The 21,713-nt window shown below is 57.1% G+C and carries 20 protein-coding genes; 9 read left to right on the top strand and 11 right to left on the bottom strand.

The features are described from left to right. Nucleotides 1-273, top strand: a 273-nt coding sequence (locus M2406_RS23895; protein WP_310473642.1) for a transketolase-like TK C-terminal-containing protein, incomplete at its 5' end; no start/stop codon positions are given. Nucleotides 274-326: 53 nt separating this feature from the next. Here M2406_RS23895 and brnQ read toward each other — a convergent pair. From brnQ to M2406_RS23880, 3 genes are all read right to left on the bottom strand, one after another. Next, nucleotides 327-1,646 carry a branched-chain amino acid transport system II carrier protein gene (gene brnQ / locus M2406_RS23890; protein ID WP_129937815.1) on the bottom strand — a complete coding sequence of 440 codons (1,320 nt, stop codon included), beginning with the start codon at nucleotides 1,644-1,646 and terminating at the stop codon, nucleotides 327-329. Nucleotides 1,647-1,871: 225 nt separating this feature from the next. After that, the gene (locus M2406_RS23885; RefSeq protein WP_012146654.1) at nucleotides 1,872-2,753 is read right to left on the bottom strand and encodes a 2OG-Fe dioxygenase family protein; all 882 of its coding nucleotides are present in this window, start codon (nucleotides 2,751-2,753) and stop codon (nucleotides 1,872-1,874) included. A gap of 36 nt (nucleotides 2,754-2,789) precedes the next feature. Next, entirely contained in the window at nucleotides 2,790-3,122 is a 333-nt protein-coding gene (locus M2406_RS23880; protein ID WP_129937816.1) for a tRNA-binding protein, read from the bottom strand. A gap of 301 nt (nucleotides 3,123-3,423) precedes the next feature. On the opposite strand from M2406_RS23880, the gene M2406_RS23875 reads away from it, so the two are divergent. The 7 genes from M2406_RS23875 to fbaA all read left to right on the top strand — a co-directional run bounded on the left by M2406_RS23875 (nucleotide 3,424) and on the right by fbaA (nucleotide 12,330). Then, the gene (locus tag M2406_RS23875) at nucleotides 3,424-4,341 is read left to right on the top strand and encodes a DMT family transporter (RefSeq protein ID WP_129937817.1); all 918 of its coding nucleotides are present in this window, start codon (nucleotides 3,424-3,426) and stop codon (nucleotides 4,339-4,341) included. Between the two features lie 204 nt (nucleotides 4,342-4,545). Continuing rightward, nucleotides 4,546-5,601, top strand: a complete 1,056-nt coding sequence (locus M2406_RS23870) for an ABC transporter substrate-binding protein (protein WP_405050632.1) — start codon at nucleotides 4,546-4,548, stop codon at nucleotides 5,599-5,601. Between the two features lie 78 nt (nucleotides 5,602-5,679). Then, nucleotides 5,680-7,449: an iron ABC transporter permease gene (locus tag M2406_RS23865; protein ID WP_017893897.1), complete on the top strand. Its 1,770-nt coding sequence runs from the start codon at nucleotides 5,680-5,682 to the stop codon at nucleotides 7,447-7,449. Next, nucleotides 7,442-8,512 (top strand): ABC transporter ATP-binding protein, encoded by a 1,071-nt coding sequence (locus M2406_RS23860; RefSeq protein WP_115183866.1) that lies wholly within the window; start codon nucleotides 7,442-7,444, stop codon nucleotides 8,510-8,512. Before M2406_RS23865 ends, M2406_RS23860 begins: the two co-directional genes overlap by 8 nt. Nucleotides 8,513-8,880: 368 nt before the next feature. Continuing rightward, nucleotides 8,881-9,897, top strand: a complete 1,017-nt coding sequence (gene epd / locus M2406_RS23855; protein ID WP_012146648.1) for an erythrose-4-phosphate dehydrogenase — start codon at nucleotides 8,881-8,883, stop codon at nucleotides 9,895-9,897. 77 nt (nucleotides 9,898-9,974) lie between these two features. After that, complete coding sequence (gene pgk, locus M2406_RS23850) at nucleotides 9,975-11,135, top strand: phosphoglycerate kinase (RefSeq protein WP_012146647.1); 1,161 nt, start codon at nucleotides 9,975-9,977, stop codon at nucleotides 11,133-11,135. A gap of 115 nt (nucleotides 11,136-11,250) precedes the next feature. Then, a complete protein-coding gene (gene fbaA / locus M2406_RS23845) occupies nucleotides 11,251-12,330 on the top strand; it encodes a class II fructose-bisphosphate aldolase (protein ID WP_012146646.1) in 1,080 nt (359 codons plus the stop codon). 56 nt (nucleotides 12,331-12,386) lie between these two features. On the opposite strand, the gene M2406_RS23840 is transcribed toward fbaA, so the two are convergent. Beyond that, nucleotides 12,387-13,055 carry a DUF1345 domain-containing protein gene (locus tag M2406_RS23840; RefSeq protein ID WP_012146645.1) on the bottom strand — a complete coding sequence of 223 codons (669 nt, stop codon included), beginning with the start codon at nucleotides 13,053-13,055 and terminating at the stop codon, nucleotides 12,387-12,389. A 193-nt stretch (nucleotides 13,056-13,248) separates the two neighbouring features. Here M2406_RS23840 and mscS point away from each other — a divergent pair, with 193 nt between their 5' ends. Continuing rightward, nucleotides 13,249-14,115, top strand: a complete 867-nt coding sequence (gene mscS / locus M2406_RS23835) for a small-conductance mechanosensitive channel MscS (protein ID WP_017893892.1) — start codon at nucleotides 13,249-13,251, stop codon at nucleotides 14,113-14,115. 32 nt (nucleotides 14,116-14,147) lie between these two features. Here mscS and M2406_RS23830 read toward each other — a convergent pair whose 3' ends face one another. The 7 genes from M2406_RS23830 to M2406_RS23800 form a co-directional block, all read right to left on the bottom strand. Continuing rightward, complete coding sequence (locus M2406_RS23830) at nucleotides 14,148-15,497, bottom strand: aromatic acid/H+ symport family MFS transporter (RefSeq protein WP_259191637.1); 1,350 nt, start codon at nucleotides 15,495-15,497, stop codon at nucleotides 14,148-14,150. 227 nt (nucleotides 15,498-15,724) lie between these two features. After that, entirely contained in the window at nucleotides 15,725-16,423 is a 699-nt protein-coding gene (locus M2406_RS23825) for an RluA family pseudouridine synthase (protein ID WP_259191636.1), read from the bottom strand. Nucleotides 16,424-16,618: 195 nt separating this feature from the next. Further along, on the bottom strand, nucleotides 16,619-17,320 hold the full coding sequence (gene araD, locus M2406_RS23820; protein WP_012146641.1) for an L-ribulose-5-phosphate 4-epimerase: 702 nt from the start codon (nucleotides 17,318-17,320) through the stop codon (nucleotides 16,619-16,621). After that, on the bottom strand, nucleotides 17,314-18,174 hold the full coding sequence (locus M2406_RS23815; RefSeq protein WP_012146640.1) for an L-ribulose-5-phosphate 3-epimerase: 861 nt from the start codon (nucleotides 18,172-18,174) through the stop codon (nucleotides 17,314-17,316). Before M2406_RS23815 ends, araD begins: the two co-directional genes overlap by 7 nt. Before the next feature lies 1 nt (nucleotide 18,175). After that, nucleotides 18,176-18,832, bottom strand: a complete 657-nt coding sequence (gene ulaD, locus M2406_RS23810; protein ID WP_012146639.1) for a 3-keto-L-gulonate-6-phosphate decarboxylase UlaD — start codon at nucleotides 18,830-18,832, stop codon at nucleotides 18,176-18,178. Continuing rightward, nucleotides 18,829-20,310: an FGGY-family carbohydrate kinase gene (locus M2406_RS23805; RefSeq protein WP_310473641.1), complete on the bottom strand. Its 1,482-nt coding sequence runs from the start codon at nucleotides 20,308-20,310 to the stop codon at nucleotides 18,829-18,831. The genes ulaD and M2406_RS23805 overlap by 4 nt, the downstream gene beginning before the upstream one ends. Beyond that, a complete protein-coding gene (locus tag M2406_RS23800) occupies nucleotides 20,310-21,605 on the bottom strand; it encodes an MFS transporter (protein WP_012146637.1) in 1,296 nt (431 codons plus the stop codon). The genes M2406_RS23805 and M2406_RS23800 overlap by 1 nt, the downstream gene beginning before the upstream one ends. Nucleotides 21,606-21,713 lie beyond the last annotated feature (108 nt).

Here is a 21,713-nt window from a genome sequence, read left to right as displayed (position 1 = left end):
GGCCGCAAGGTGCGCGTGGTCTCCATGCCGTCTACCGATGCGTTCGACAAGCAGGATGCGGCGTACCGTGAATCCGTGCTGCCGGCGGCAGTGAGTGCACGCGTGGCGGTAGAAGCAGGTATCGCGGACTACTGGTACAAGTATGTTGGCCTGAACGGCGCCATCGTGGGCATGACCAGCTTCGGTGAGTCTGCCCCGGCAGAGCAGCTGTTCAAAGAGTTTGGCTTCACCGTGGACAACGTGGTGGCCAAGGCGCAGGCACTGCTGAAATAAGCGGTCCTTCGCAAGCTGATAAAAAAACCGGTCATTGACCGGTTTTTTTTATTTTAGGCCATCGTCCCGGCGCGGCGCGGTGCGCGCAACCGATCGTAAACCGCCGCCAGCAACAGCACTAACAGCGTCGGCTGCAACCAAACCAATCCCTGATCCGCCAACGGCAGTTGATCGAACCAGGCCGGCAGCAGGCCGCTGAAGCTGGAGGCCTTTATTCCGTCGGCGAGGCCAAGCAGCAGACTGGTGGCGATCACCGGTGTGAACACGCGGTTGGCGCTGCGCCAACGGCTCTGGCTAAAGCTGAGCAATACCAGGGCGATGCACGGAGGATAGATGGCCGTCAGCACCGGAATCGATACGCGGATCAGATTGGCCAGCCCGAGATTGGACACCAGCATGGCGAACGCAGCGAGGAGGACCACCAGTGAACGGTAAGACAGCGGCAGATAGCGGGAGAAGAAATCGGCGCAGGCGCAGGTCATGCCCACCGCAGTCACCAGACAGGCGATGAACATCAGGATGGCCATAAAGACGCTGCCCAAATTGCCGAAGGTGTGCTGTACATAGGCATGCAGGATTGCCGCGCCGTCTTGCCCGTCGGCAACCAGGCCGCCGCTGCCGGCGCCCAGCTTGAACATGCAGATATAAACCAGTGTCAGGCCGATGCCGGCAATCAGGCTGGCCCACAGAGTGTAGCGCATCAATAACCCCCGATCGTTGACGCCGCGCGACCGTGCGGCGGTAACGATAATCGAGCCGAACATCAGCGCCGACAGCGTGTCCATAGTCAGATATCCCTGCACAAAACCGGTGGAAAACGCCGCGTCCTGATAGCTGCCGCTGGCGAGGATGGGCGCGCCGGCGGGCCAAATCAACGCGGCGACGCCCAGTGCGGCCAGCGCGAGGATCTTCAGCGGTGCCAGAATATGGCCGACGTTATCCAGCAGTCGCCCGGGGTACAGCGAGATAATCATTGCCAGCGTGAAGAACAGCAGGCTGTAGATAAACTGCTGCAGGGCGCCGTCGCCGGTAAAAGGCGCGATGCCCAAAGCGAAAGAAACGTTGGCGGTGCGCGGTGTGGCGAACAGCGGGCCGAGCGCCAGATAGCAGAGGGTAGCCAGCAGCAGGCCGGCCCTGCGGCCGATTGGTGCGGTCAACAGGCTGATGCTGCCGCCGACACGCGCCAGCGCAATCACCGCGATCACCGGCAGGACGACGGCGGTGACGATAAAGCCTGCGGCGGCCAGCCACAGATGTTCACCGGACTGCAGGCCCACCATTGGCGGGAAAATGATATTGCCGGCGCCGACAAACAGGGCGAAGGTCATAAAGCCCAGGGCGATAATGTCTTTGGGAGATAAGCGTGTTGTCATAACGGTATTGCTTTGCCTGTGTACGATAAAAACAACCTGGCGCCGGTAAACTCAAGGGCAGGCGCGATGGGCAAACGGGCACCCATAAAAATTTTGGCATGCAGGATATGATATTTTGCCGAGAAAAGCCTGAGTTACGCTGCGATGAATCAGCTCAAAGCTGGAAATAAACCGGTTGCCGGGCAGCAGGGAATAAACGGCAACCGGTTGAAATAACAAAGGGCGTTAGCCGGCTTTGGCAAGCATGTCTATGGAGAGCGGTATTTCGGTGTGCGGGTTGAAGGAGTCATATTTAAACGAGACATGACCATCCTCAACCGGTTTTCGGGTGAAGAAAATCAGCATGTCCCTGGTCGAGTCTTTGGCTTTATCCTGCGCGACCACCGGTGACAGGCTGTGCTTCCTTTCATGATCGACGACCAGCAAGGTATCAAGGAACGTCTTATGCTGTATTTCACCGAGAATCAGCGTCTTGTTCGCCTGATGATATTTGATCCCGCTGGTTTCCTGCATGTCATGGATAAACGTTTTGGCGCTGTCAGCGGTCATGTTCTCGCTGCCCAGGAAGGTGGTCATGGTGTGATCGACGCCATCGCTGTGCACACCTTCCAGAGCCGGCTCACCGAGTATCTGCGGGGTTGTGAGGGTGCGCAGGTTGAAAACGGTACAGACAAATTTATTGATGTCCTGATTCAGCCTGGCGCGCGGGGCTACGCTGACGCCATCGATAATGTAGGCCTTAAAGCGCATTATCGCCTGGAATACCGTGTTTAACTGCAGGTCGTCGTTGATGCCGCGGAAGTGGCGAATTTGCCCCGAATCATGACGGATAAAGTCTTCCTCGACCGACAGCACAAAAGGCTGGAATTCCAGTCTCTCTATACGATCATTATCAAAGTTAAAGCAGAAGCGGCCGTTTCTCGATTTGCGAAAGGGCAGCGTGGGATCGTCCGCCAGGTTATTGCTGACCTGTGTCAGTTTGGTAAAGTCTTCGGGCTGAGCGCCAAGAGTCAATAAAATGTCCTTCATGGTATCACCGGGAATAAACACAGAGCGCTTTTCCTGGTATTCCTTCTTTATAGCGTCAAGCTGAGATAGCTGTTGCATTGCTCTATTGCCTCTTGGATTAGGATAAACTGACAGTTATAAAACCTTGCTGCCGATCTCAACGTCGAAATCGGGTTTCAGCAAGACGGTTCCTTTATCCCTGGTGACTGCAGCAAGTACCAATACTTCGGATTTAAATCCGGCGACCCGTTTGGCGGGAAAATTAACTACGGAAATAACTTTCTGGCCAAGCAGTTCATCTTCTTTATAGTTTTCACATAACTGTGCTGAGCTGTTTTTCACGCCGATCTCTTCGCCAAAATCGATCTGCAACTTATACGCCGGCTTTAATGCCTTATCGTTATATTCGACAGAGATGATTTCGCCGATGCGCATATCCAGCTTCATAAAATCGGTTAATTCGGCCATGGTCATTCGCCTGATAAATGAGAGACCACCAGAAGGCTAGCAAAGGGAGGAAAAGTCGACAACTTGCGAACGGTGGTGGAGAATAGAAATTAACCACCCGTGGAGTAACAATAAATTTACATTGGTGTAATGAGTTAAAATGAATTATAAGCCATGTTAATTATATTTTTTCCTATTTTTATTATGATTATCTTGGCTATGCTTTTCGCCAAAACTTTCTGCAATAAGCCCTGTTAAGGCAATGTTAAATTAGTTAGTATGCTTCGTAGTGAACCACCAACAGCATTATTCAGGTATTTTTATGGTAATTACCGGCAAGGAAAGCTTCTATCGGCGCAAATCCATTATTGCGCCGTTTTTCCTGATACTGATCTGGTCGACCGGGTTTATAGCCGCCCGCGCGGTGGCGGATCATGCCGATCCCAATCTTTTTCTGACCTTTCGTTTCCTGATCGCCGCCGCGGTTTTTGCCCTGCTGGCCGCCAACTGCGCCTGGCCTAAAGGGCGGCAGTTCATCATGCACCTGCTTACCGGCATGCTGATGAACGGCGTTTATCTCGCCGCCAGTTGGTGGGCGGTGGCGAACGGCCTTGCGGCCGGCGTCATGTCATTGATCGGCGGCCTGCAACCGCTGTTCACGGCGCTGATTTTTGCTTTGGTGCTGCGCAAGCCGATAGGCCTGCGTTCCTGGACGGGGCTGGCGCTCGGTTTTATCGGCGTGGCGTTGGTGCTGTCACCGCGGCTGACCGGCATCGACGTCGGTAACATGGCGCTGCTGCCCATTCTGCTGGGTTTTGGCAGCATCGTTGCGCTGACGATTGGCATCATGGTGCAGAAGTCTTCGCTGGCGGCGGCGGATCTCCGGGCCGCGGGGGCTATCCAGCATCTTGGCGCGGCATTGGTCACCGGCGTTTTGGCGGCGGTGATGGGATCAGGAGAATGGGATAATTCGCCAACGCTGTGGTTCTCGCTGCTGTGGTCGGCCGGGATATTGTCGCTGGGTGGTACCGCGTTGTTTATCTGGATGGTGCGGCATGGCGATCTGACGCGCATTACCGCGCTGATGCTGCTGGTGCCGCCGGCTGCCGCGTTGCAGGCTTATTTCCTGTTTGGCGAAGCGCTGTCGTTGGTGCAACTGGCGGGGTTTTGCCTGACATTGCTCGGCGTGGCTATCGTACAGAAGATCCGCCTGCTGCGGCGTTCCAAACTGATGCAATAACACCGGTTATTTCGTCCTTGGTTTAAAAACCGGGATGACCGTGGATTTTTTTTTGACTGAAAAACGTCCAACCTCACAAAACCAAAAGATAAAAAATCAACGGCGTTGCTTAAGAACACTTATTAACTATATGTTAATTTTTAGTTTCTTAAATGTAACCAGGAGTTGATTATGTTGACAAGAATCGGCGCGTCGGTAGTGGCGATGGCTGTACTGGGTGCAGTGCCTGCTTACGCTGAATTCCCGGCAGGCTATCCAGCCGACTATCAAAAAATTGTGGATGGCGCGAAGAAAGAGGGCAAGGTGGTGGTGTACTCCACCACGGATACCAAGGCCGCCGGGCCGCTGATCCAGGGGTTCGAAGCGTTGTATCCTGGCGTTAAGGTCGAATACAACGACATGAACAGCACCGAGCTGTACAACCGCTATATCAGCGAACAGGCGGCGGGAGGCACCAGCGGCGACGTGGTGTGGAGCTCGTCGATGGATACCGCGCTGAAACTGGCGACCGACTATGCACAGGAATACGCTTCGCCGGAACAGGGCCAACTGCCCAAGTGGGCGGTCTGGAAAGATAAAGCCTACGGCACCACCTACGAACCGGTGGTCTTCATCTATAACAAACGGTTGATCCCGCAGAGTGATGTACCGGACTCTCATGCCGCGCTGGCCAAGTTGATCGCCAGCCAGACCGACAAGTTCAAAAAGAAAGTTACCACCTATGACATTGAAAAGTCAGGGTTGGGCTTCATGCTGTCGGTGCAGGACTTCAAGGCCGACCCGAACTATTTCGCCACCCTGGCTGACGTCGCCAAAGGGGGGCTGGCGGTGCAATCTTCTACCGGCACCATGATGGAAAGGGTGTCATCCGGGGAGAACCTGATTGGTTTCAACATCCTGGGTTCTTACGCCGAAGCTCGCGCCAAAACCGACCCTTCGCTGGGCATCTCTTATCCGAAGGATTACACCCTGGTGCTGTCGCGCGTGTCCTTTATCAGCAAAGAGGCTGCCAACGGCAATGCGGCAAAACTGTGGCTTAACTACGTGCTGTCGGAAAAGGGTCAGAGCATTCTCGCCAACCAGGCCGATATTCCGTCTATTCGTAACGATATTGAAGGCAAAAACGACATCGACGGCATGACCAAAATGCTCGGCAAAGCGCTCAAACCGATCCCGGTGGATGAAAGCCTGCTGGAGTACCTGCAGCCGGCCAAACGCCTGGATTACATCAAACAGTGGCGTACCGCCGCCGCGAAATAACACAGGATCCGGACGCGCGTCTGCCATTGTGGCGCGCGCCCTTTGGTCGTCGTCGTTTACAACCATCGGGATATATTTATGGAAGCATGGCGCAGAAAGTGGCAAAGCCTGCCGCGCGGCTTGGTGGTGTTGATAACCGCACTGGTTATCTACGTGCCGCTGTCGTTTATCGTGATTCAAAGTTTCCTCTCCGCTCCCTTTTTCTCCCCCTCCAAGGTGTTCAGCCTGGAGGCGTTCCAGTTTATCTTTACCGATCCGGACTTCTACAAGGCGCTGAAAAGCGGATTTATTCTGGCTTTCGGCCTGGTGGTGATCGCCATTCCGCTGGGGGGCATTCTGGCCTTTTTGATGGTCAGAACCGACTTGCCCGGTCGGCGCTTTATTGAACCGCTGATCCTGGTGCCAATCTTTGTCTCGCCGATGGTCTTGGGTTTTGGCTACGTGGTGGCCGCCGGGCCGGTGGGCTTCTTCTCGCTGTGGGCGGAGTCGCTGCTGGGGTTCGTACCCTGGAATATCTATTCGATGGCCAGCATCGTGGTGATTGCCGGGCTGACGCACGTGCCTCACGCCTATCTTTATATTTCCTCGGCCTTGCGCAGCGTCGGTTCCGACGTGGAGGAAGCCGCACGCACGGCGGGTGCCTCGCCTTTGCAGGTGATGACTGCCGTTAGCTTGCCGATGGTGCGACCGTCCATTTTGTACGCTGGGGTACTGCTGTTTTTCCTTGGGCTGGAAGTGTTCGGCCTGATGTTGGTGCTGGGCGATCCGGAAGGCAACCTGGTGCTGGCGACTTACCTGTATCAACTGACCAATAAGCTGGGCACGCCGTCTTACCATCTGATGGCGGCGGTGGCGGTGGTGCTGATCTGCATCACCATTCCGTTGGTGATGTTGCAACGCCGTCTGATGCGCACCGCTAACCGCTTCGTTACCGTCAAGGGCAAGGCGTCGCAGGCGCGGGCGCTGCCGCTGGGGAAATGGCGTTGGGTCGCCGGTGCGGTGGTGGTGTTCTGGCTGACGGTGACCATCGGCGTACCGCTGGTGGGGGTGGTGCTGCGCGCCTTTATTTCCAACTGGGGCGTGGGTGTTTCCATTTGGGACGAACTGTCGCTCAATACTTTCCGCACCATCTGGCAGCAACCCAACCTGCTGCGGGCGATCGTCAACTCGATGGCGATTGGGGTATTCGGCGGCGCGCTGGCGGTGGTTTGCTATCTGTTTATCGGCATTGCCATGCACCGCAAACCCGACGGGGCTACCCGTTTCCTCGATTACAGCGTGCTGGTGCCACGAGCGGTGCCGGGTCTGCTGGCGGGGCTGGCGTTCCTGTGGGTGTTTCTGTTCCTGCCGATGTGGCTGGACAAGTCATTGAAAGAAGGCTGGCTGTCGGCGCTGCCGGTGGCCGAGTGGCTGCGGGAGAACCTGATCGTCTGGCTGCGTTCCTTGCGCAGCACCATCTTCAGCGTCTGGCTGGCGTACACCGTGGTGTGGATGGCCTATGGCCTGCGGCTGATCTCTTCGACGCTGCTGCAGGTCGGCCCAGAGCTGGAGGAGGCGGCGCGCAGTGCCGGCGCGACCCGGGGGCAGATCACCCGTCACGTCACCATTCCGCTGTCGCGCTACGGCCTGATTGGTTCGTGGCTGCTGATGTTCCTGATTTTCGAACGTGAGTATTCCACCGGGGTGTATCTGTTGTCTCCGGGCACCGAAACCATAGGTTCGATGCTGGTTTCCCTGTGGGCGGCGGGCGCCATCGATATCGTTGCGGCACTCTCGTTCATTAACATCCTGCTGGTGGTGTTGGGGCTGGGTATTGCCCTGCGCTTTGGAGTGAAATTACATGATTGAACTTTCGGTAGAAAACCTGCATTTAACCTACGGCGACAACCCGGTGTTGAAGGGCGTCTCGATGGATTTAAAGCGTGGCGAGGTGGTTTCGCTGTTGGGGCCGTCGGGCAGCGGTAAAACCACGCTGCTACGGGCGGTTGCCGGGCTGGAGAAACCGACTCAGGGCCGCATTATCATTGGCAGCAATACCGTGTACAACGGCAGCGCGCGCAGCGAAATTCCGGCGGAGGAACGCAACCTGGGGTTGGTGTTTCAGTCCTATGCCCTGTGGCCACATAAAACGGTGTTTGAAAACGTCGCCTACCCGCTGAAATTACGCAAAGTCGCCGCGGCGGAAATCAACCAGCGGGTGCAGGGCGTGCTTGACCAGCTTGGGCTGGGGCATTTGGGCCAGCGTCATCCGCATCAGTTGTCCGGTGGCCAGCAACAGCGCGTGGCGATTGGGCGGGCGCTGGTGTACAACCCGCCGGTTATCCTGCTCGATGAGCCGTTATCTAACCTCGACGCCAAGCTGCGCGAAGAGGCGCGGGTGTTCCTGCGTGAGCTGATCATCAAACTGGGGCTTTCGGCGCTAATGGTGACTCACGATCAGAACGAGGCAATGGCTATCTCCGATCGCATCCTGTTGCTCAACAACGGAAAAATCGAGCAGCAGGGTACGCCGCAGGAAATGTACGGTTCGCCGTCGACCCTGTTTACCGCCGAGTTTATGGGCAGCAATAATCGCCTGCACGGCAAGATTACCGAAGTGAGTGAGGGCAAAGCACGCATTGAAGGCAAAGACTGGGCGCTATGGGGCATGGCGGGGGCAGGGGTAAAAGCCGGCGAAGAGGCCACGGCGGTGATCCGCGTGGAGCGCGTGCGCCTGGGAGATGATCCGCAGGGCAATCAGCTTGAGCTGCCGTTGCTGACCAGCATGTACCTCGGCGACCGTTGGGAATACCTGTTCCGCACCGTTGCCGAGGATTTCGTGGTGCGGGCTTATGGCACCGAAGTGCGTGGTCAGACACTATGCCGGCTCTCCCTGCCGCCCGAGCACCTGTGGATTTTTCCTAAAGTTTAAGGCGGAAAACGTCGTTTTTGTTAAAAAATCTGGCGCAAGGCCAAGGATTGGCCAGGAAAAAGTGTGCGCTAGATCATCTTATTCCCGCAAAGTGTCGTTCGGTTGTCAGGCAGACTGTTGCATCTGTTCCTTTTGGTAAAACTTTGGTTTATGCTCAGCTGAAGCGTTTCAGTTGTGGTTGTTTTCAACTGAAATGCCGGAGTGAAGCCGGTGAAACCACTGCCGGGTCGAAGGAATAATGCAATGCGACGATTCACAGCGGGTGGTGCGCTAAAGTACTCTATGCGGGTTATCCAGATAACCCAGTCAGCGCCCTCTCGACAACGGTGAGTACGCCCGGTGAGGGAAGGCCCTTTTTCAGGAGCAGCATGACAATCCGCATAGCGATAAACGGCTTTGGCCGCATTGGCCGCAGCGTTTTACGCGCACTGTATGAATCGGGACGAAGAGCGGAGATTTCCGTGGTGGCGATCAACGAATTGGCAAACGCCGAGGGGATGGCCCACCTGCTGAAATACGACTCCAGCCATGGCCGCTTTGCCTGGGATGTTCGCCAGGAATGCGACATGCTGACCGTCGGGGACGACACCATTCGCTTGCTGCATCAGCCGGCGGTGGAACAGCTTCCCTGGGGAGAGTTGGGTGTCGACGTGGTACTGGACTGCAGCGGTGTGTACGGCAGCCGGGCAGATGGCGAAGCCCATCTGGCGGCGGGGGCGAAAAAAGTGTTGTTCGCCCACCCAGGCGGTAACGATCTGGACGCCACCATCGTGTTCGGCGTCAACCATCAGACGCTGCTGGCAGAACACCGCATTGTTTCCAATGCGTCATGCACCACCAACTGCATTATTCCGGTGATCAAGCTGCTGGACGATGCCTACAGCATCGAATCGGGCACCCTGACTACCATTCACTCTTCGATGAACGATCAGCCGGTGATAGATGCCTATCATCAGGATTTGCGGCGTACCCGTGCGGCGAGCCAGTCGATTATTCCGGTCGACACCAAGCTGGCCGCGGGCATCACCCGTATTTTTCCGCAGTTTTGCGATCGTTTCGAAGCGATTTCGGTGCGCGTGCCGACCATCAACGTGACGGCCATCGATCTCAGCGTCAGCGTCAGTTCGGCGGTGAAGGTGACAGAGGTCAACCAGCTGCTGCAAATGGCCGCACGGGGATCATTTCGTGGTATAGTTGACTATACGGAACTACCATTAGTCTCGATCGATTTTAACCATGACCCGCATAGCGCTATCGTCGACGGTACGCAGACCCGGGTCAGCGGTCAGCACCTGATCAAGACCTTGGTCTGGTGTGATAATGAATGGGGCTTTGCCAACCGGATGTTGGATACAACACGGGCAATGGCCGCAAGCGGTTTCTAGTACGGCGGCATCGGCATGACCGATGCGCCGCTCAGGCAACTTTATAGTTTCTAGAGAATCAACCAAGAGGGTTCACCATGTCTGTAATTAACATGTCCGATCTGGATCTGGCCGGTAAACGCGTTCTGATCCGCTCCGATCTGAACGTTCCAGTGAAAGACGGTAAAGTGACTTCCGATGCACGTATCCGTGCCTCCCTGCCGACTATTGAAGCTGCGCTGAAACAAGGCGCCCGCGTGATGGTAACTTCCCACCTGGGTCGTCCTACCGAAGGCGAGTACAACGAAGAATTCTCCCTGCTGCCTGTGGTCAACTATCTGAAAGAACACCTGAAAAACCCGGTTCGTCTGGCTAAAGACTACCTGGAAGGTGTTGACGTTGCAGAAGGTGAACTGGTAGTGCTGGAAAACGTCCGTTTTAACAAGGGCGAGAAAAAAGACGACGAAACCCTGTCCAAAAAATATGCGGCGCTGTGCGACGTGTATGTGATGGACGCCTTCGGTACGGCACACCGTGCGCAGGCTTCCACCCACGGCGTGGGCAAGTTTGCACCTGTCGCCTGTGCTGGCCCGCTGCTGTCTGCAGAACTGGAAGCCCTGGGCAAAGCGTTGAAAAGCCCGGCTCGCCCGATGGTTGCCGTGGTTGGCGGTTCTAAGGTTTCGACTAAATTTGATGTGCTGAACTCGCTGGTGAAAATCGCCGATACGGTGATCGTGGGCGGCGGTATCGCCAACACCTTCGTGGCTATCGATAACAACGTCGGTAAATCTCTGTACGAACCTGACTTCGTCGATGCAGCGAGAAAACTGCGTGACGAGTTTAAAATTCCGGTTCCTACCGATTCTCGCGTAGGTACGGAGTTCTCTGAAACTGCACCTGCCACCTTGAAAAAAGTCAGTGAAGTCAACGATGATGAAGAGATCATGGACTTCGGTGACGAAACCGCGCTGGCTATGGCCAAGTTGCTCAAAGAAGCCAAAACCATTCTGTGGAATGGTCCGGTTGGCGTATTCGAGTTCCCTAACTTCCGTAAGGGTACCGAAATTGTCGCGCGCGCTATCGCAGACAGCGAGGCATTCTCTATCGCTGGTGGTGGTGATACGCTGGCGGCTATCGATCTGTTCGGTATCGAGGATAAGATTTCCTACATCTCTACCGGCGGCGGCGCCTTCCTGGAATTCGTGGAAGGCAAAGCGTTACCGGCAGTTGTGATGCTGGAAGAGCGCGCTAAGCAGTAATTCAGACAACGGGAGGCGAAAGTCGCCCGTTTATTTTATACCGCGCGGCATAGGCGGCGCGGCATGAAAAATCGATTTACATCCATCTACGGCCGACGAAACAGGACAAAGTAACATGTCTAAAATTTTTGATTTCGTAAAACCGGGTGTCATCACTGGTGATGACGTTCAGAAAGTATTCGCAGTAGCTAAAGAGAACAACTTTGCTCTGCCAGCAGTTAACTGTGTGGGTACCGACTCTATCAACGCCGTGCTGGAAACAGCCGCGAAGGTACGCGCTCCGGTTATCGTTCAGTTCTCCAACGGCGGTGCCGCGTTTATCGCCGGCAAAGGCGTGAAGACTGACGTTCCACAGGGTGCAGCAATTCTGGGCGCGATTTCTGGTGCACACCACGTTCATCAGATGGCTGAGCATTACGGCGTGCCGGTTATTCTGCACACCGACCACTGCGCGAAGAAATTGCTGCCATGGCTGGACGGCCTGTTGGACGCTGGCGAGAAGCATTTCGCCGCTACCGGCAAACCATTGTTCTCTTCCCACATGATCGACCTGTCTGAAGAGTCCCTGGAAGAAAACATCGAAATTTGCAGCAAATACCTGACTCGCATGGCGAAAATCGGTATGACCCTGGAAATCGAACTGGGCTGCACCGGCGGTGAAGAAGATGGCGTGGACAACAGCCATATGGACGCATCCTCCCTGTACACTCAGCCAGAAGACGTGGCTTACGCATACGAAAAACTTAATGCGATCAGCCCGCGCTTCACTATCGCGGCGTCCTTCGGTAACGTGCACGGCGTTTATAAGCCAGGCAACGTGAAACTGACCCCGACCATCCTGCGCGATTCTCAGGACTATGTTTCCAAGAAATATAACCTGCCGCACAACAGCCTGAACTTCGTGTTCCACGGCGGTTCCGGTTCTAGCGATGCAGAGATCAAAGAGTCCGTAGGTTACGGCGTGATCAAAATGAACATCGATACCGATACCCAATGGGCAACCTGGGACGGCATCCTGCAGTACTACAAAAAGAACGAAGGCTATCTGCAAGGCCAACTGGGTAACCCAGAAGGTGCTGACAAGCCGAACAAGAAATACTACGACCCACGCGTATGGCTGCGTTCAGCCCAGACTTCGATGATTACTCGTCTGGAACAGGCTTTCAAAGATCTGAACGCAGTAGACGTTCTGTAATCTCGGTTAGCTGTTAGCTCTACATGAAGGCTCCCCTCGGGGAGCCTTTTCTATTTCTAGCTCAGCAGGCTGGCGCCGACGTTGATCGACAACCCGAGGATGATCAGGTTGAAGACAAAGGAAATCACCGATTGCAGCAGGGCGATTTTGCGCACCTCGGCCGCGCCGACCGCCACGTCGGCGGTTTGCGAAGCGACGGCAATGGTGAAAGAGAAATAGGCGAAGTCCCAATAGGTCGGTTCTTTGAGGTCACCGGGAAACAGCAGTGGCAGAGGATCTTGCTGCGCGCCCTGACGATAAAATTGATGGGCATAGTGCATGGTGAACGCGGTGGGCAGCAGCAGCCAGGACACCACCAGCGTGGCACCGGTCAGCGCCAGATGCAGTGTTTTCAGCGAGTCGCTGACCTGCCTGGTGGTACTGAGCTCAAACAGAATCGACAGAATGCTCACCATGCAGCCAATGCTGACCAGCGCCAGCACTTTACTGGCGCTTTCATCCTGCGTGCGCGCGAGTTGGCGGATATGCTTCGGCGTGCTGACCAGCATCAACCGCCACAGAAACAGCAGGTAGCACCAGGCCAGCAGGTTCCAGCCGAGCATCAGGCGTTGCAATTGACCGAGCCTGTCCGGCAGCAGCAGGTAGCACAGGATGCCCGCAGCCACGGAAAGCAGCAGCCTGGGGCGAACCCGCCAATAGTGTTGAATCGACGATGGCATCTGCATGACGAGCGAAGTTCCTTATCGTTAAAAAGGCGATAGCGCTATGTTCAGCATAGAGGAAGTTCGGCGATTTTTACCGCTTACGGTTGGCATGCTGCGGGAATGTTAGTTAACCTAGGGCGGTGGTTTCCGACTGACGCCAGATGTCAGTTTTTTTGCGAGTTTATCCCCTTAGGGAAAAGTTAGGACGACACGAATGAAAGATCTGAATGTAGTAGACGGCATTAATGGTGCCGGTAACTGGCTGGTGCAGAACCAGGATTTATTGATTCAGTATGCGGTGAACATCGTCGCGGCGATTGTTATTTTCATCATTGGTTCGATCATTGCACGGGTAGTCAGCAATGCGGTAAACCGTGTGATGAAGCTGCGCGGCATCGATGCCACGGTAGCCGATTTCCTGTCGGCCATGGCGCGTTACGGCATTTTGGCCTTCACCTTTATTGCAGTACTGGGGCGCGTTGGCGTACAGACTACCTCGGTGATCGCCGTGCTGGGTGCAGCAGGTTTGGCCGTCGGCCTGGCGCTGCAGGGCTCGCTGTCCAACTTCGCCGCAGGCGTGCTGCTGGTGGCCTTCCGTCCACTGCGTGCCGGTGAGTATGTCGACTTGGGCGGCGTAGCCGGTACCGTCGACCAGGTGCAGATTTTCTCCACCACGTTGCGCACCGCAGACAACAAAACCATCGTGGTACCGAACGGTAAAATCATCGCCGGCAACATCATCAACTATTCCCGCGAGCCGAACCGCCGTGTGGATATCGTGGTTGGCGTGGCTTATAACGCCGACATCGATGTGGTGAAAAAGGTACTGGGCGATGTGATCGCCGCTGACAAGCGCATCATGCACGCCAAAGGCGTGACCGTGCGTCTGAACGAGATGGCACCTTCTTCACTGAACTTCGTGACCCGCTCCTGGACCACCAATGCCGAGTATTGGAACGTGTACTTCGATCTGATGGAGAACTTCAAGCGCGCGCTGGATGCCAACAACATCGGTATTCCGTTCCCGCAGATGGATGTTCATCTGTATCGCAACGATGCGACCACCGCGAAAGCGGAATAACGGAAAGGGGCCTTGGCCCCTTTTTTATTGGGTCAGTTGGGTAATGCAGAGTCAGTCGCAGATGCCCGGTGATTCAAACTGAGCCGGTAGAGCAGGAAGATGGCGGCAGAACCCACCAACACCGGTAGCGCCAGCCAGATAAAGAACGTCTCCGGGGAACCGGCAGCGGCAATCATCCAGGCACCGAGCATGGAGCCGACAATGGAGCCGAAGCGGCCACTTGCCATCGCCCAGCTTACCCCGGTGACGCGAGCCGCAGTGGGGTAGATAGTGGCGGAAACCAGATTCAAACCGTTCTGTGCGCCTGCCACACCGAAGCCGACAAGGAATACTGTGGCGGCCAGCGTGTAGACATCCCCCATCAGATAGCCGGTAGCGCCGACAACCAGCGCGGCACCCAGGTAGGACAGGGCCAGCACCCGGTAAGGCCCGGCGCGGTCCATCAGCAGCGCCATCAGGATAGCCCCGAGAGTCCCGCCCAGTGGCACCATCGCGCCAATGCGTGATGCGTGAACGATATCGTAACCGGCGTCCTTGAGAATGCTCGGCAGCCAACTGGTGAGCTGGTAAAACACGAACAGCGAGCAGAAGAACGCGGCCCACAGCAGCAGGGTCCGCACTGCGCGGCCTTCGGTGAACAGATGGGACACTGGCGACCGCGCCTGCGTTGGGCGCTCGTCATCGAGGATCGTTACGCCAGCCCAGCTTTTGCCAGTGATACGCTCAACCACCTGGCGCAGGCCAGCGGCATGTTTCGGGCTGGAGGCCATAAAGCGCACTGACTCGGGCATCTGCCAGGCCAGCAACGGCAGCAGCATTAACGGCGCTATGCCGCCCAACATCAGCACGCCACGCCAGCCGAACACCGGAATAATCTGCCCGGCCAGCAGGCCGCCCAGGGCCAGACCGGCGGTGAAACCGCTCCAGCTCAGGGTGACCATGATCATCCGCCGACGTGCCGGGGAGTACTCTGAACTGAGGGTGATGCAGGTGGGCATCGCGCCCCCCAAACCAATGCCGGTAATTAACCGCAACAGGGTCAGCGACTCAATGGAATGGGTATAGGCCGAGGCTAAAGTCCCCCCGCCAAAAATCAGTATCGAAACCAGCAGCACCCATTTGCGGCCAATGGCATCGGCGACCGGACCGAAGATCAGACTGCCGAGCAGCAGACCGAACAACCCGGCACCAAAGGCGGGGGATAACTGCGCAGGCAGCAGATCCCACTCTTCGCGCAGGGCGGGGGCGATATAGCCAATGATGGCGGTATCAAAACCGTCCAGCAGGACGATCAGAAAACACAGGCTGAGGATCAGGATCTGGTAAGGCGAGACCTTGGCGTTGTCGATAATCTCACTGATACGAGCGGTGTTTTGGCTCATGGTAGTTCCACTAAATTGGGCTGGTGTGGAGCTGGCTGGAGGGCAGAATAGGCGTCAGGTTCCGGCTGAAACGGGCCTGAGCCAAAGCCGCTTTGGCTGGCATGGCGTAGAAACCCGAGTATACACCAGAGCCAAGGGCTTGCAGCGATGTTACGGGGGAAGCCGATGATCTTTTGCGGGTTTCACGCAGGGGAAGCAGGGGGCGCTAATTATAGATACTTTCGCTTTCAGAACGGGCTGGCGTGATGGGCTTTGATCGGCTCTTGGCTGATAGGATGAAAAAAATGCAGCTCACTGGCGTGCAGCATCAGCCGCGGGGTCCGTTCGGTGCCGGGCAGCAGGAGACCGCCATACAGGTCACAGCCCAAAATAGGGTGGCCCAATTGCTGACAGTGGATGCGCAGTTGATGAGTACGCCCGGTTTCCGGGGTTAGCTGCACCCGCGTCAATGGCAGTGACGTTCCGTCTGCCAACTCATGATAAAAGCGCTCAATGACCTGATAGCCGGAGCGAGCGGGCTTGCCGTGGATGGCGCAAATCGACATCAGCGGGAACAACGCCGGATCTTTGGCAATCGCTGCGTCTATCACCCCTTCGTTATCGGCCAGATGCCCGCACAGCAGTGCGCTGTACACTTTGGTCACGGTACGCTGGCTGAACTGCTGGCAGAGGGCGGCATTGATAGCCTTATTGCGGGCAATCACCATCAGCCCGGAAGTGCCGAAATCCAGGCGGTGGATCAACGTGCAGCCGGGGAATTGCTGTACCAGCCGATGATGCACTGAATCGAGATTTTGCGGATTTTTCCCCGACAGGCTGAGCAACCCGCTGGGCTTATTGATCAGCACCAGACTTTCGTCCTGATAGAGGATCTCGATCTGCTCATGGCACGGCGGGGCAATAAAGGTATCGATAATCTTGGACATCAGGCTACCCGGAGGGAGAGTGGGTGCGGATGATAACGAATTTTAAACCGGCTGACGAATTACGATCGCCTGGCAACAGGGCGGGGAAAAAACCGAGAAGGCTGATTTCCATGCCAGCTAACTTTGTTTTCACCAGATGCCTCAAAGCATCCGGTGAAAACTTTTGATACTGGAACTGAGGCCCGCCAACCCTATTTATTGCCCGTAATAAGCATTCTTGCCGTGTTTGCGCAGGTAGTGTTTATCCAGCAGCGCGGGCTGCATGCTGCTGATGCCCGGCGTCAACTGGCGCGAGAAAATCCCCATATAGGCAATTTCTTCCAGCACTACCGCGTTGTGTACCGCGCTGTGCGCGTCCTTGCCCCAGGCGAAGGGGCCGTGTGAATTGACCAGCACCGCCGGAATGGCGTTCGGGCTGATACCGCGTCGGTGGAAGGTGTCGATAATCACCTTGCCGGTCTCCAGTTCGTAATCTTGCGCAATTTCGTCCTCGGTCATCAGCCGGGTGCAGGGAATGGCACCGTAGAAATAATCGGCGTGGGTAGTGCCCCAGGCGGGGATGTCCAGCCCGGCCTGCGCCCAGATGGTGGCGTGGCGCGAATGGGTGTGTACGATGCCGCCGATATCGGCAAATTCACGGTACAGCGCCAGATGGGTGGCGGTGTCCGAGGAGGGCTTTTTGCTGCCCTCGACGGTTTGGCCACTGGCGAGGCTGACCACCACCATGTCCTCGGCCACCATGTGTTCATATTCCACGCCGGAAGGCTTGATCACCACCAGCCCGCGTTCGCGATCCACCGCGCTGACGTTGCCCCAGGTGAAGGTCACCAGGTTATGGCGCGGCAGGTCGAGGTTGGCTTCCAGTACCTGTTGTTTCAGCTGCGACAGCGTTAGCATGTCATACCCCCTTGTTGCATTTTTTGTTCGATCCAGCGGCGTGCCTGTACGATTTCTGCCACCGGCTCTTCGGCTTTCTCGGTCCACATCTCGATCAGGAAAGCGCCGCGATAGTTAAGCTGTTTCAGCGTGCGGAATAGCGCGACGAAGTCGACGCAGCCTTCGCCAAAGGGCACGTCGCGGAACTGCCCTGGCGAGCTTTCGGTGACCGGATAGGTGTCTTTCAGATGGATGGCGGCGATGCGGTCAATGCCCAGCGCCAGCTCCTGCGCCACGTCATTGCCCCAGGCGCTGAGGTTGCCGACGTCCGGATAGACCGTGAACCACGGCGATGCCAGGCAGGTATCCCATGCCTTCCACTTGCTGATTGAGTTCATAAAAGCGGTGTCCATGATTTCCACCGCCAGCATCACCTGGGCGGCGGCGGCGCGTTCGACCGCCCATTGCATGCCCTCGGTGAAGCGGGCGAGGGTGCTTTCGTCCTGCTGTTCGTAATAGACGTCATAACCGGCGAGCTGGATGGTACGGATACCTACGTCCTTCGCCAGTTGGATCGCCTGTTCCATCACCTCGAAGGCGCGTTGGCGCAGCGCATCGTCATGGCTGCCGAACGGAAAGCGGCGGTGGCCGGACAGGCACATTGATGGGATGCTGATGCCGGTTTCCAGCATGGCGCTGACTAGCGACAGCCGCTGTTCTTTGCTCCAGCTCAGGCGTGCCAGCCGTTCGTCACTTTCATCCACCGACATTTCGACAAAATCAAAACCGCAGGCCTTGGCCAGCGCCAGACGCTCGGGCCAGGTCAGGTGTTTCGGCAGGGCTTTTTCATAAATTCCCAATGGGTGCTGGCGCATATCAACTTCTCCAGATGTCATCAATGGCGGTGCGGAACTGACCGGCGGCGGTCAGCGGATCGGCAGCTTCTGCCAACGCCCGGCCGACGATAAAAGCGGTAACGGCGATGTCCTTAAACAGCGGTAAATCGGTCGGGGTGATGCCGCCAGTGACCGACAGCTCAATGCCCAGATCCGACAACGCTTTCATCAGATCCAAATCCTGTCGGCCCCAGGTTTGTCCGCTGGCCTGGGCGTCGCGGCCACGGTGGTAGATCGCCTGGCGGATGCCAAGCTCGCGCCACTGCCGGGCATCGTCCAGCGTCCAGCGGCCGAACAGCTCAATCTGGATCTCGCCCTGGTGCTGTTGCGCCACCTCCAGCGCGCTGGCCATGGTGGCTAACGGCGCGGCGCAGATCACCGTCATCCAGTTGGCACCGTGGCTGAAGGCCTGCTGCGCCAGCGTGCCACCGGCATCGGCCACTTTCAGGTCGGCCACCAGCGTATGTTGTGGGCAGCGTTCACGCAGCGCGCTCACCGCCTGGATACCGGCGCTGATGCATAAAATGGTGCCGGCCTCGATAATGTCGACGTGCGGCTGCAGGCGTTCTGCCGTTTGCAGGGCGGCGTCCAGCCGGGTGTGATCGAGCGCCAGTTGCAGACGCGGTTTGTTGCTCATAGGGCCTCCTTCTGGATGGATTGCAGCGTGGCTACCAGCGCCTGATAACATTGATATTTTTTACCGTAAGCCTCTGCTGCTGCTGCGTCCGGCAGCACCCGTTCGATGCGCGGTGCCAGCGTTCGCTGGGTGGCAGTGAAATCGCTGAATACGCCGCTGCCGACCATTGCCGCCATGGCTGCACCCAGGCAGCCGGTTTCTTCCACCTGCGGCAGTTCCACCGGCAGGCCGCTGACGTCGGCGAACATTTGCATCCAGGGGGCGGATTTGGCCGGACCGCCGGTGACGCGCAGCGCGGTAGCCGCAGGGAAGCGTTGCCGCATGCGGTTGAGGTGGGTCATATGACAGAACACCACGCCTTCATAAATCGCCTGTACCAAATGCTCACGCTGGTGGAAGGCCTGCATGCCATGGAAGCTGGCGCTCAGGCCCAGCCCGGCGTTGGAGCCGTACAGGAAGGGAACGAACAGCAGGCTGCTGTCGGCTTTCGGCAGCGTTGCCACCCAGTCGTTGAGCTGGGCGTAGTCCTGCAGCCCCCATTGTCGGCAGAACCACTCCAGGTTGGCGGCAGAGGTTGGGCTGGCTTCGTGCACAATGTATTTGCCGGCTTCGGCGTGGCGACCATAAACAAACGGGTGGTCGAAACCGTCGGTGATTTTGTCGGTAATGCCGCTGGTAACCGACCAGGTGCCCATCACTGCGTTGAGCCGTGTTTCGTCGTGTAACCCGGCGCACAGCGCGGTGGACACCACATCGAACAGCCCGCCGACCACTGGCGTACCTGCCAATAGCCCGGTTGCCTTTGCAGCGGCGGCGTTGATCCGTCCGGCGATTTCGGCCGAACTGACAATCGGCGGCAGGGTGGGCATGATGTCGCCAATGCCCAGCAGCTGTGCCAGCGCCGGGTCATAGCGACCCTCGGCCATTTGGTAAAGATTGGATTCGGAGATATTGGTTTCTTCACAGGCCAACTCGCCGGTCAGGCAGTAGCGCAGATAATCGTGGGCCATCAGCACGCTGCCGATCTGGCGATAACGTTCCGGCTGATGCTGCCGAACCCAGCGCAGCAGCGACACCGGGTGGCCGGTCCACAGCGTTTGCCGGGTCTGCGGATACAGCGTCTGCGGCACGCCCTGTTTTTGCCATTCCTGCACCAGCGCCAGTGCGCGCTGGTCAGAAGACAGCATGGCATTGCCCAGTGGCTGCCCTTGCTGGTCCAGCAGAAACGCCCCTTTGCCCTGCGCCGAGATGCCGACGGCCTGAATATCACCGACAGCAATCTTGTTGCGGGCCAGCAACTCGCGAATCACCTCGGCAGCGGTGTGCCATAGCGCAGGCATATCCCGCTCCGCCCAACCCGGTTGGGGCGAGATAATTTCCAGGTTGCGGCGAGCGATGCCCAGCTCAGTTCCCTGACGGTCATACAGCCCGGCTTTGATAAAGGTGCCGCCGCAGTCCAACCCCAACCAATAGTCCATTATTCGGCCCTCGCGCTTTGGTCGCATTTGTTCGGCAGCATCAGCGCCAGCACCGAGGCAATGGCCAGTGATACCGCCAGGCTATAAACGCCGACGTCCTTGCTGAACAGGCTGATCAATACGCCGACCATATAAGGGCCGCAGAAACCGCCCAGGTTGCCCAGCGCGTTGATCACGCCGCGTGCCCCACCGGCCACTTCGGCATTGAACAGTTTGGGAGGAATGGTCCAGAACACCCCGGCGGCGGCCTGGATGAATACCCCGCAGCCGACCAGCGCCGCGTAAGACCACCAGATGTGATCTTTCAACAGCACCGACAGCGCCATGCAGATGGCGAAGCAGGCCAGCGGCAGCGCGACGAAGATTTTGCGTTTTCCGGTACGATCGGAGAGTGAGGAAATCACCAGCATGCCGAAGATGGCGCCGATGTAGGGCAGAATAGCCAGTATGCCGACCTGTTCCATGTTGCCGTTGGTCAGCCCCTTGAGGATGGTCGGCAGCCACAGGGTGTAGCCGTAAATCCCGGTCTGGTAGAAGAAGTTTACCAGGATCAGCTGCCACATGATCTTGTCGCCCAACACCCGGCGCAGCGAGGCGTTGCGCACCGTTTTGCCTTTGATCAGCAGTTGTTCGTCATGCAGCGTTTTGATCAGGTAGTCTTTTTCCGCTGCTGAAATCCACTTGGCCTCCTGCGGACGGTTGCTGATGGTGAAGTACCACAGCACCATCACCACCAGCGACAGCGCGCCTTCCACCAGAAACAGCATACGCCAGTCCCAGACGGTGATGATCCAGCCGGACAGCGGGGCGGTGAGAATACCGGCTATCGGCACGAACATAATGACGATGGCGTTGGCACGGCCGCGTTCCTTGTCCGGGAACCAGTTGCTGATCATGGTCAGCACCACCGGCAGCATGCCGCCCTCGGAGACGCCCAGGGCAAAGCGCAGGAACAACAGTTGATACTGGTTACTGACTAGCCCGGTCAGCACCGAAATAATCGCCCAGGCCAGCAGCGACCAACCGATGAATTTCTTGCCGTTGCCGTACACCGCCAACTTGCCGCCGGGCACCTGCAGGAACAGATAACCGATAAAGAAGATGCCGCCGGCCAAACCGGCCATCGAGGCGGTAATACCCAGCTCGGCATCCATACCACCGGGCATGGCGAAGGCGATATTCACCCGGTCCATATAGGAAATGATGCAGGTAATCAGGATCGGCGGTACGATCCGCAGCCAGCGTAATTTGGGGATCGCCTGGTTTTGAGTGACAGAAACAGAGGCAATATTCATATATACACCTGTAGGGTCAGATTTTATTGTTTTGGTGGTTTAAGGCGCAGGGGCGCCCACACCCGCCCGTAGGCTGATGATTTTTATCTTTGATTCCTTTGCTGTCGG

Source organism: Serratia sp. BIGb0163 (assembly GCF_024809935.1).
GTDB lineage: Bacteria > Pseudomonadota > Gammaproteobacteria > Enterobacterales > Enterobacteriaceae > Serratia > Serratia quinivorans.
The sequence above is the reverse complement of the archived record's forward strand: the minus strand, read 5'-3'. Positions and strand labels throughout refer to the sequence as shown.

Coding starts and splice junctions, on each gene's coding strand:
- M2406_RS23800 (WP_012146637.1), bottom strand. CDS start 21,605: ATGAATATTGCCTCTGTTTCTGTCACTCAAAACCAGGCGATCCCCAAA.
- araD (WP_012146641.1), bottom strand. CDS start 17,320: ATGCTAACGCTGTCGCAGCTGAAACAACAGGTACTGGAAGCCAACCTC.
- M2406_RS23840 (WP_012146645.1), bottom strand. CDS start 13,055: ATGCAGATGCCATCGTCGATTCAACACTATTGGCGGGTTCGCCCCAGG.
- ulaD (WP_012146639.1), bottom strand. CDS start 18,832: ATGAGCAACAAACCGCGTCTGCAACTGGCGCTCGATCACACCCGGCTG.
- M2406_RS23885 (WP_012146654.1), bottom strand. CDS start 2,753: ATGCAACAGCTATCTCAGCTTGACGCTATAAAGAAGGAATACCAGGAA.
- fbaA (WP_012146646.1), top strand. CDS start 11,251: ATGTCTAAAATTTTTGATTTCGTAAAACCGGGTGTCATCACTGGTGAT.
- M2406_RS23830 (WP_259191637.1), bottom strand. CDS start 15,497: ATGAGCCAAAACACCGCTCGTATCAGTGAGATTATCGACAACGCCAAG.
- M2406_RS23875 (WP_129937817.1), top strand. CDS start 3,424: ATGGTAATTACCGGCAAGGAAAGCTTCTATCGGCGCAAATCCATTATT.
- M2406_RS23805 (WP_310473641.1), bottom strand. CDS start 20,310: ATGGACTATTGGTTGGGGTTGGACTGCGGCGGCACCTTTATCAAAGCC.
- pgk (WP_012146647.1), top strand. CDS start 9,975: ATGTCTGTAATTAACATGTCCGATCTGGATCTGGCCGGTAAACGCGTT.
- brnQ (WP_129937815.1), bottom strand. CDS start 1,646: ATGACAACACGCTTATCTCCCAAAGACATTATCGCCCTGGGCTTTATG.
- mscS (WP_017893892.1), top strand. CDS start 13,249: ATGAAAGATCTGAATGTAGTAGACGGCATTAATGGTGCCGGTAACTGG.
- M2406_RS23880 (WP_129937816.1), bottom strand. CDS start 3,122: ATGGCCGAATTAACCGATTTTATGAAGCTGGATATGCGCATCGGCGAA.
- M2406_RS23870 (WP_405050632.1), top strand. CDS start 4,546: ATGGCTGTACTGGGTGCAGTGCCTGCTTACGCTGAATTCCCGGCAGGC.
- M2406_RS23860 (WP_115183866.1), top strand. CDS start 7,442: ATGATTGAACTTTCGGTAGAAAACCTGCATTTAACCTACGGCGACAAC.
- M2406_RS23825 (WP_259191636.1), bottom strand. CDS start 16,423: ATGTCCAAGATTATCGATACCTTTATTGCCCCGCCGTGCCATGAGCAG.
- M2406_RS23815 (WP_012146640.1), bottom strand. CDS start 18,174: ATGCGCCAGCACCCATTGGGAATTTATGAAAAAGCCCTGCCGAAACAC.
- M2406_RS23865 (WP_017893897.1), top strand. CDS start 5,680: ATGGAAGCATGGCGCAGAAAGTGGCAAAGCCTGCCGCGCGGCTTGGTG.
- epd (WP_012146648.1), top strand. CDS start 8,881: ATGACAATCCGCATAGCGATAAACGGCTTTGGCCGCATTGGCCGCAGC.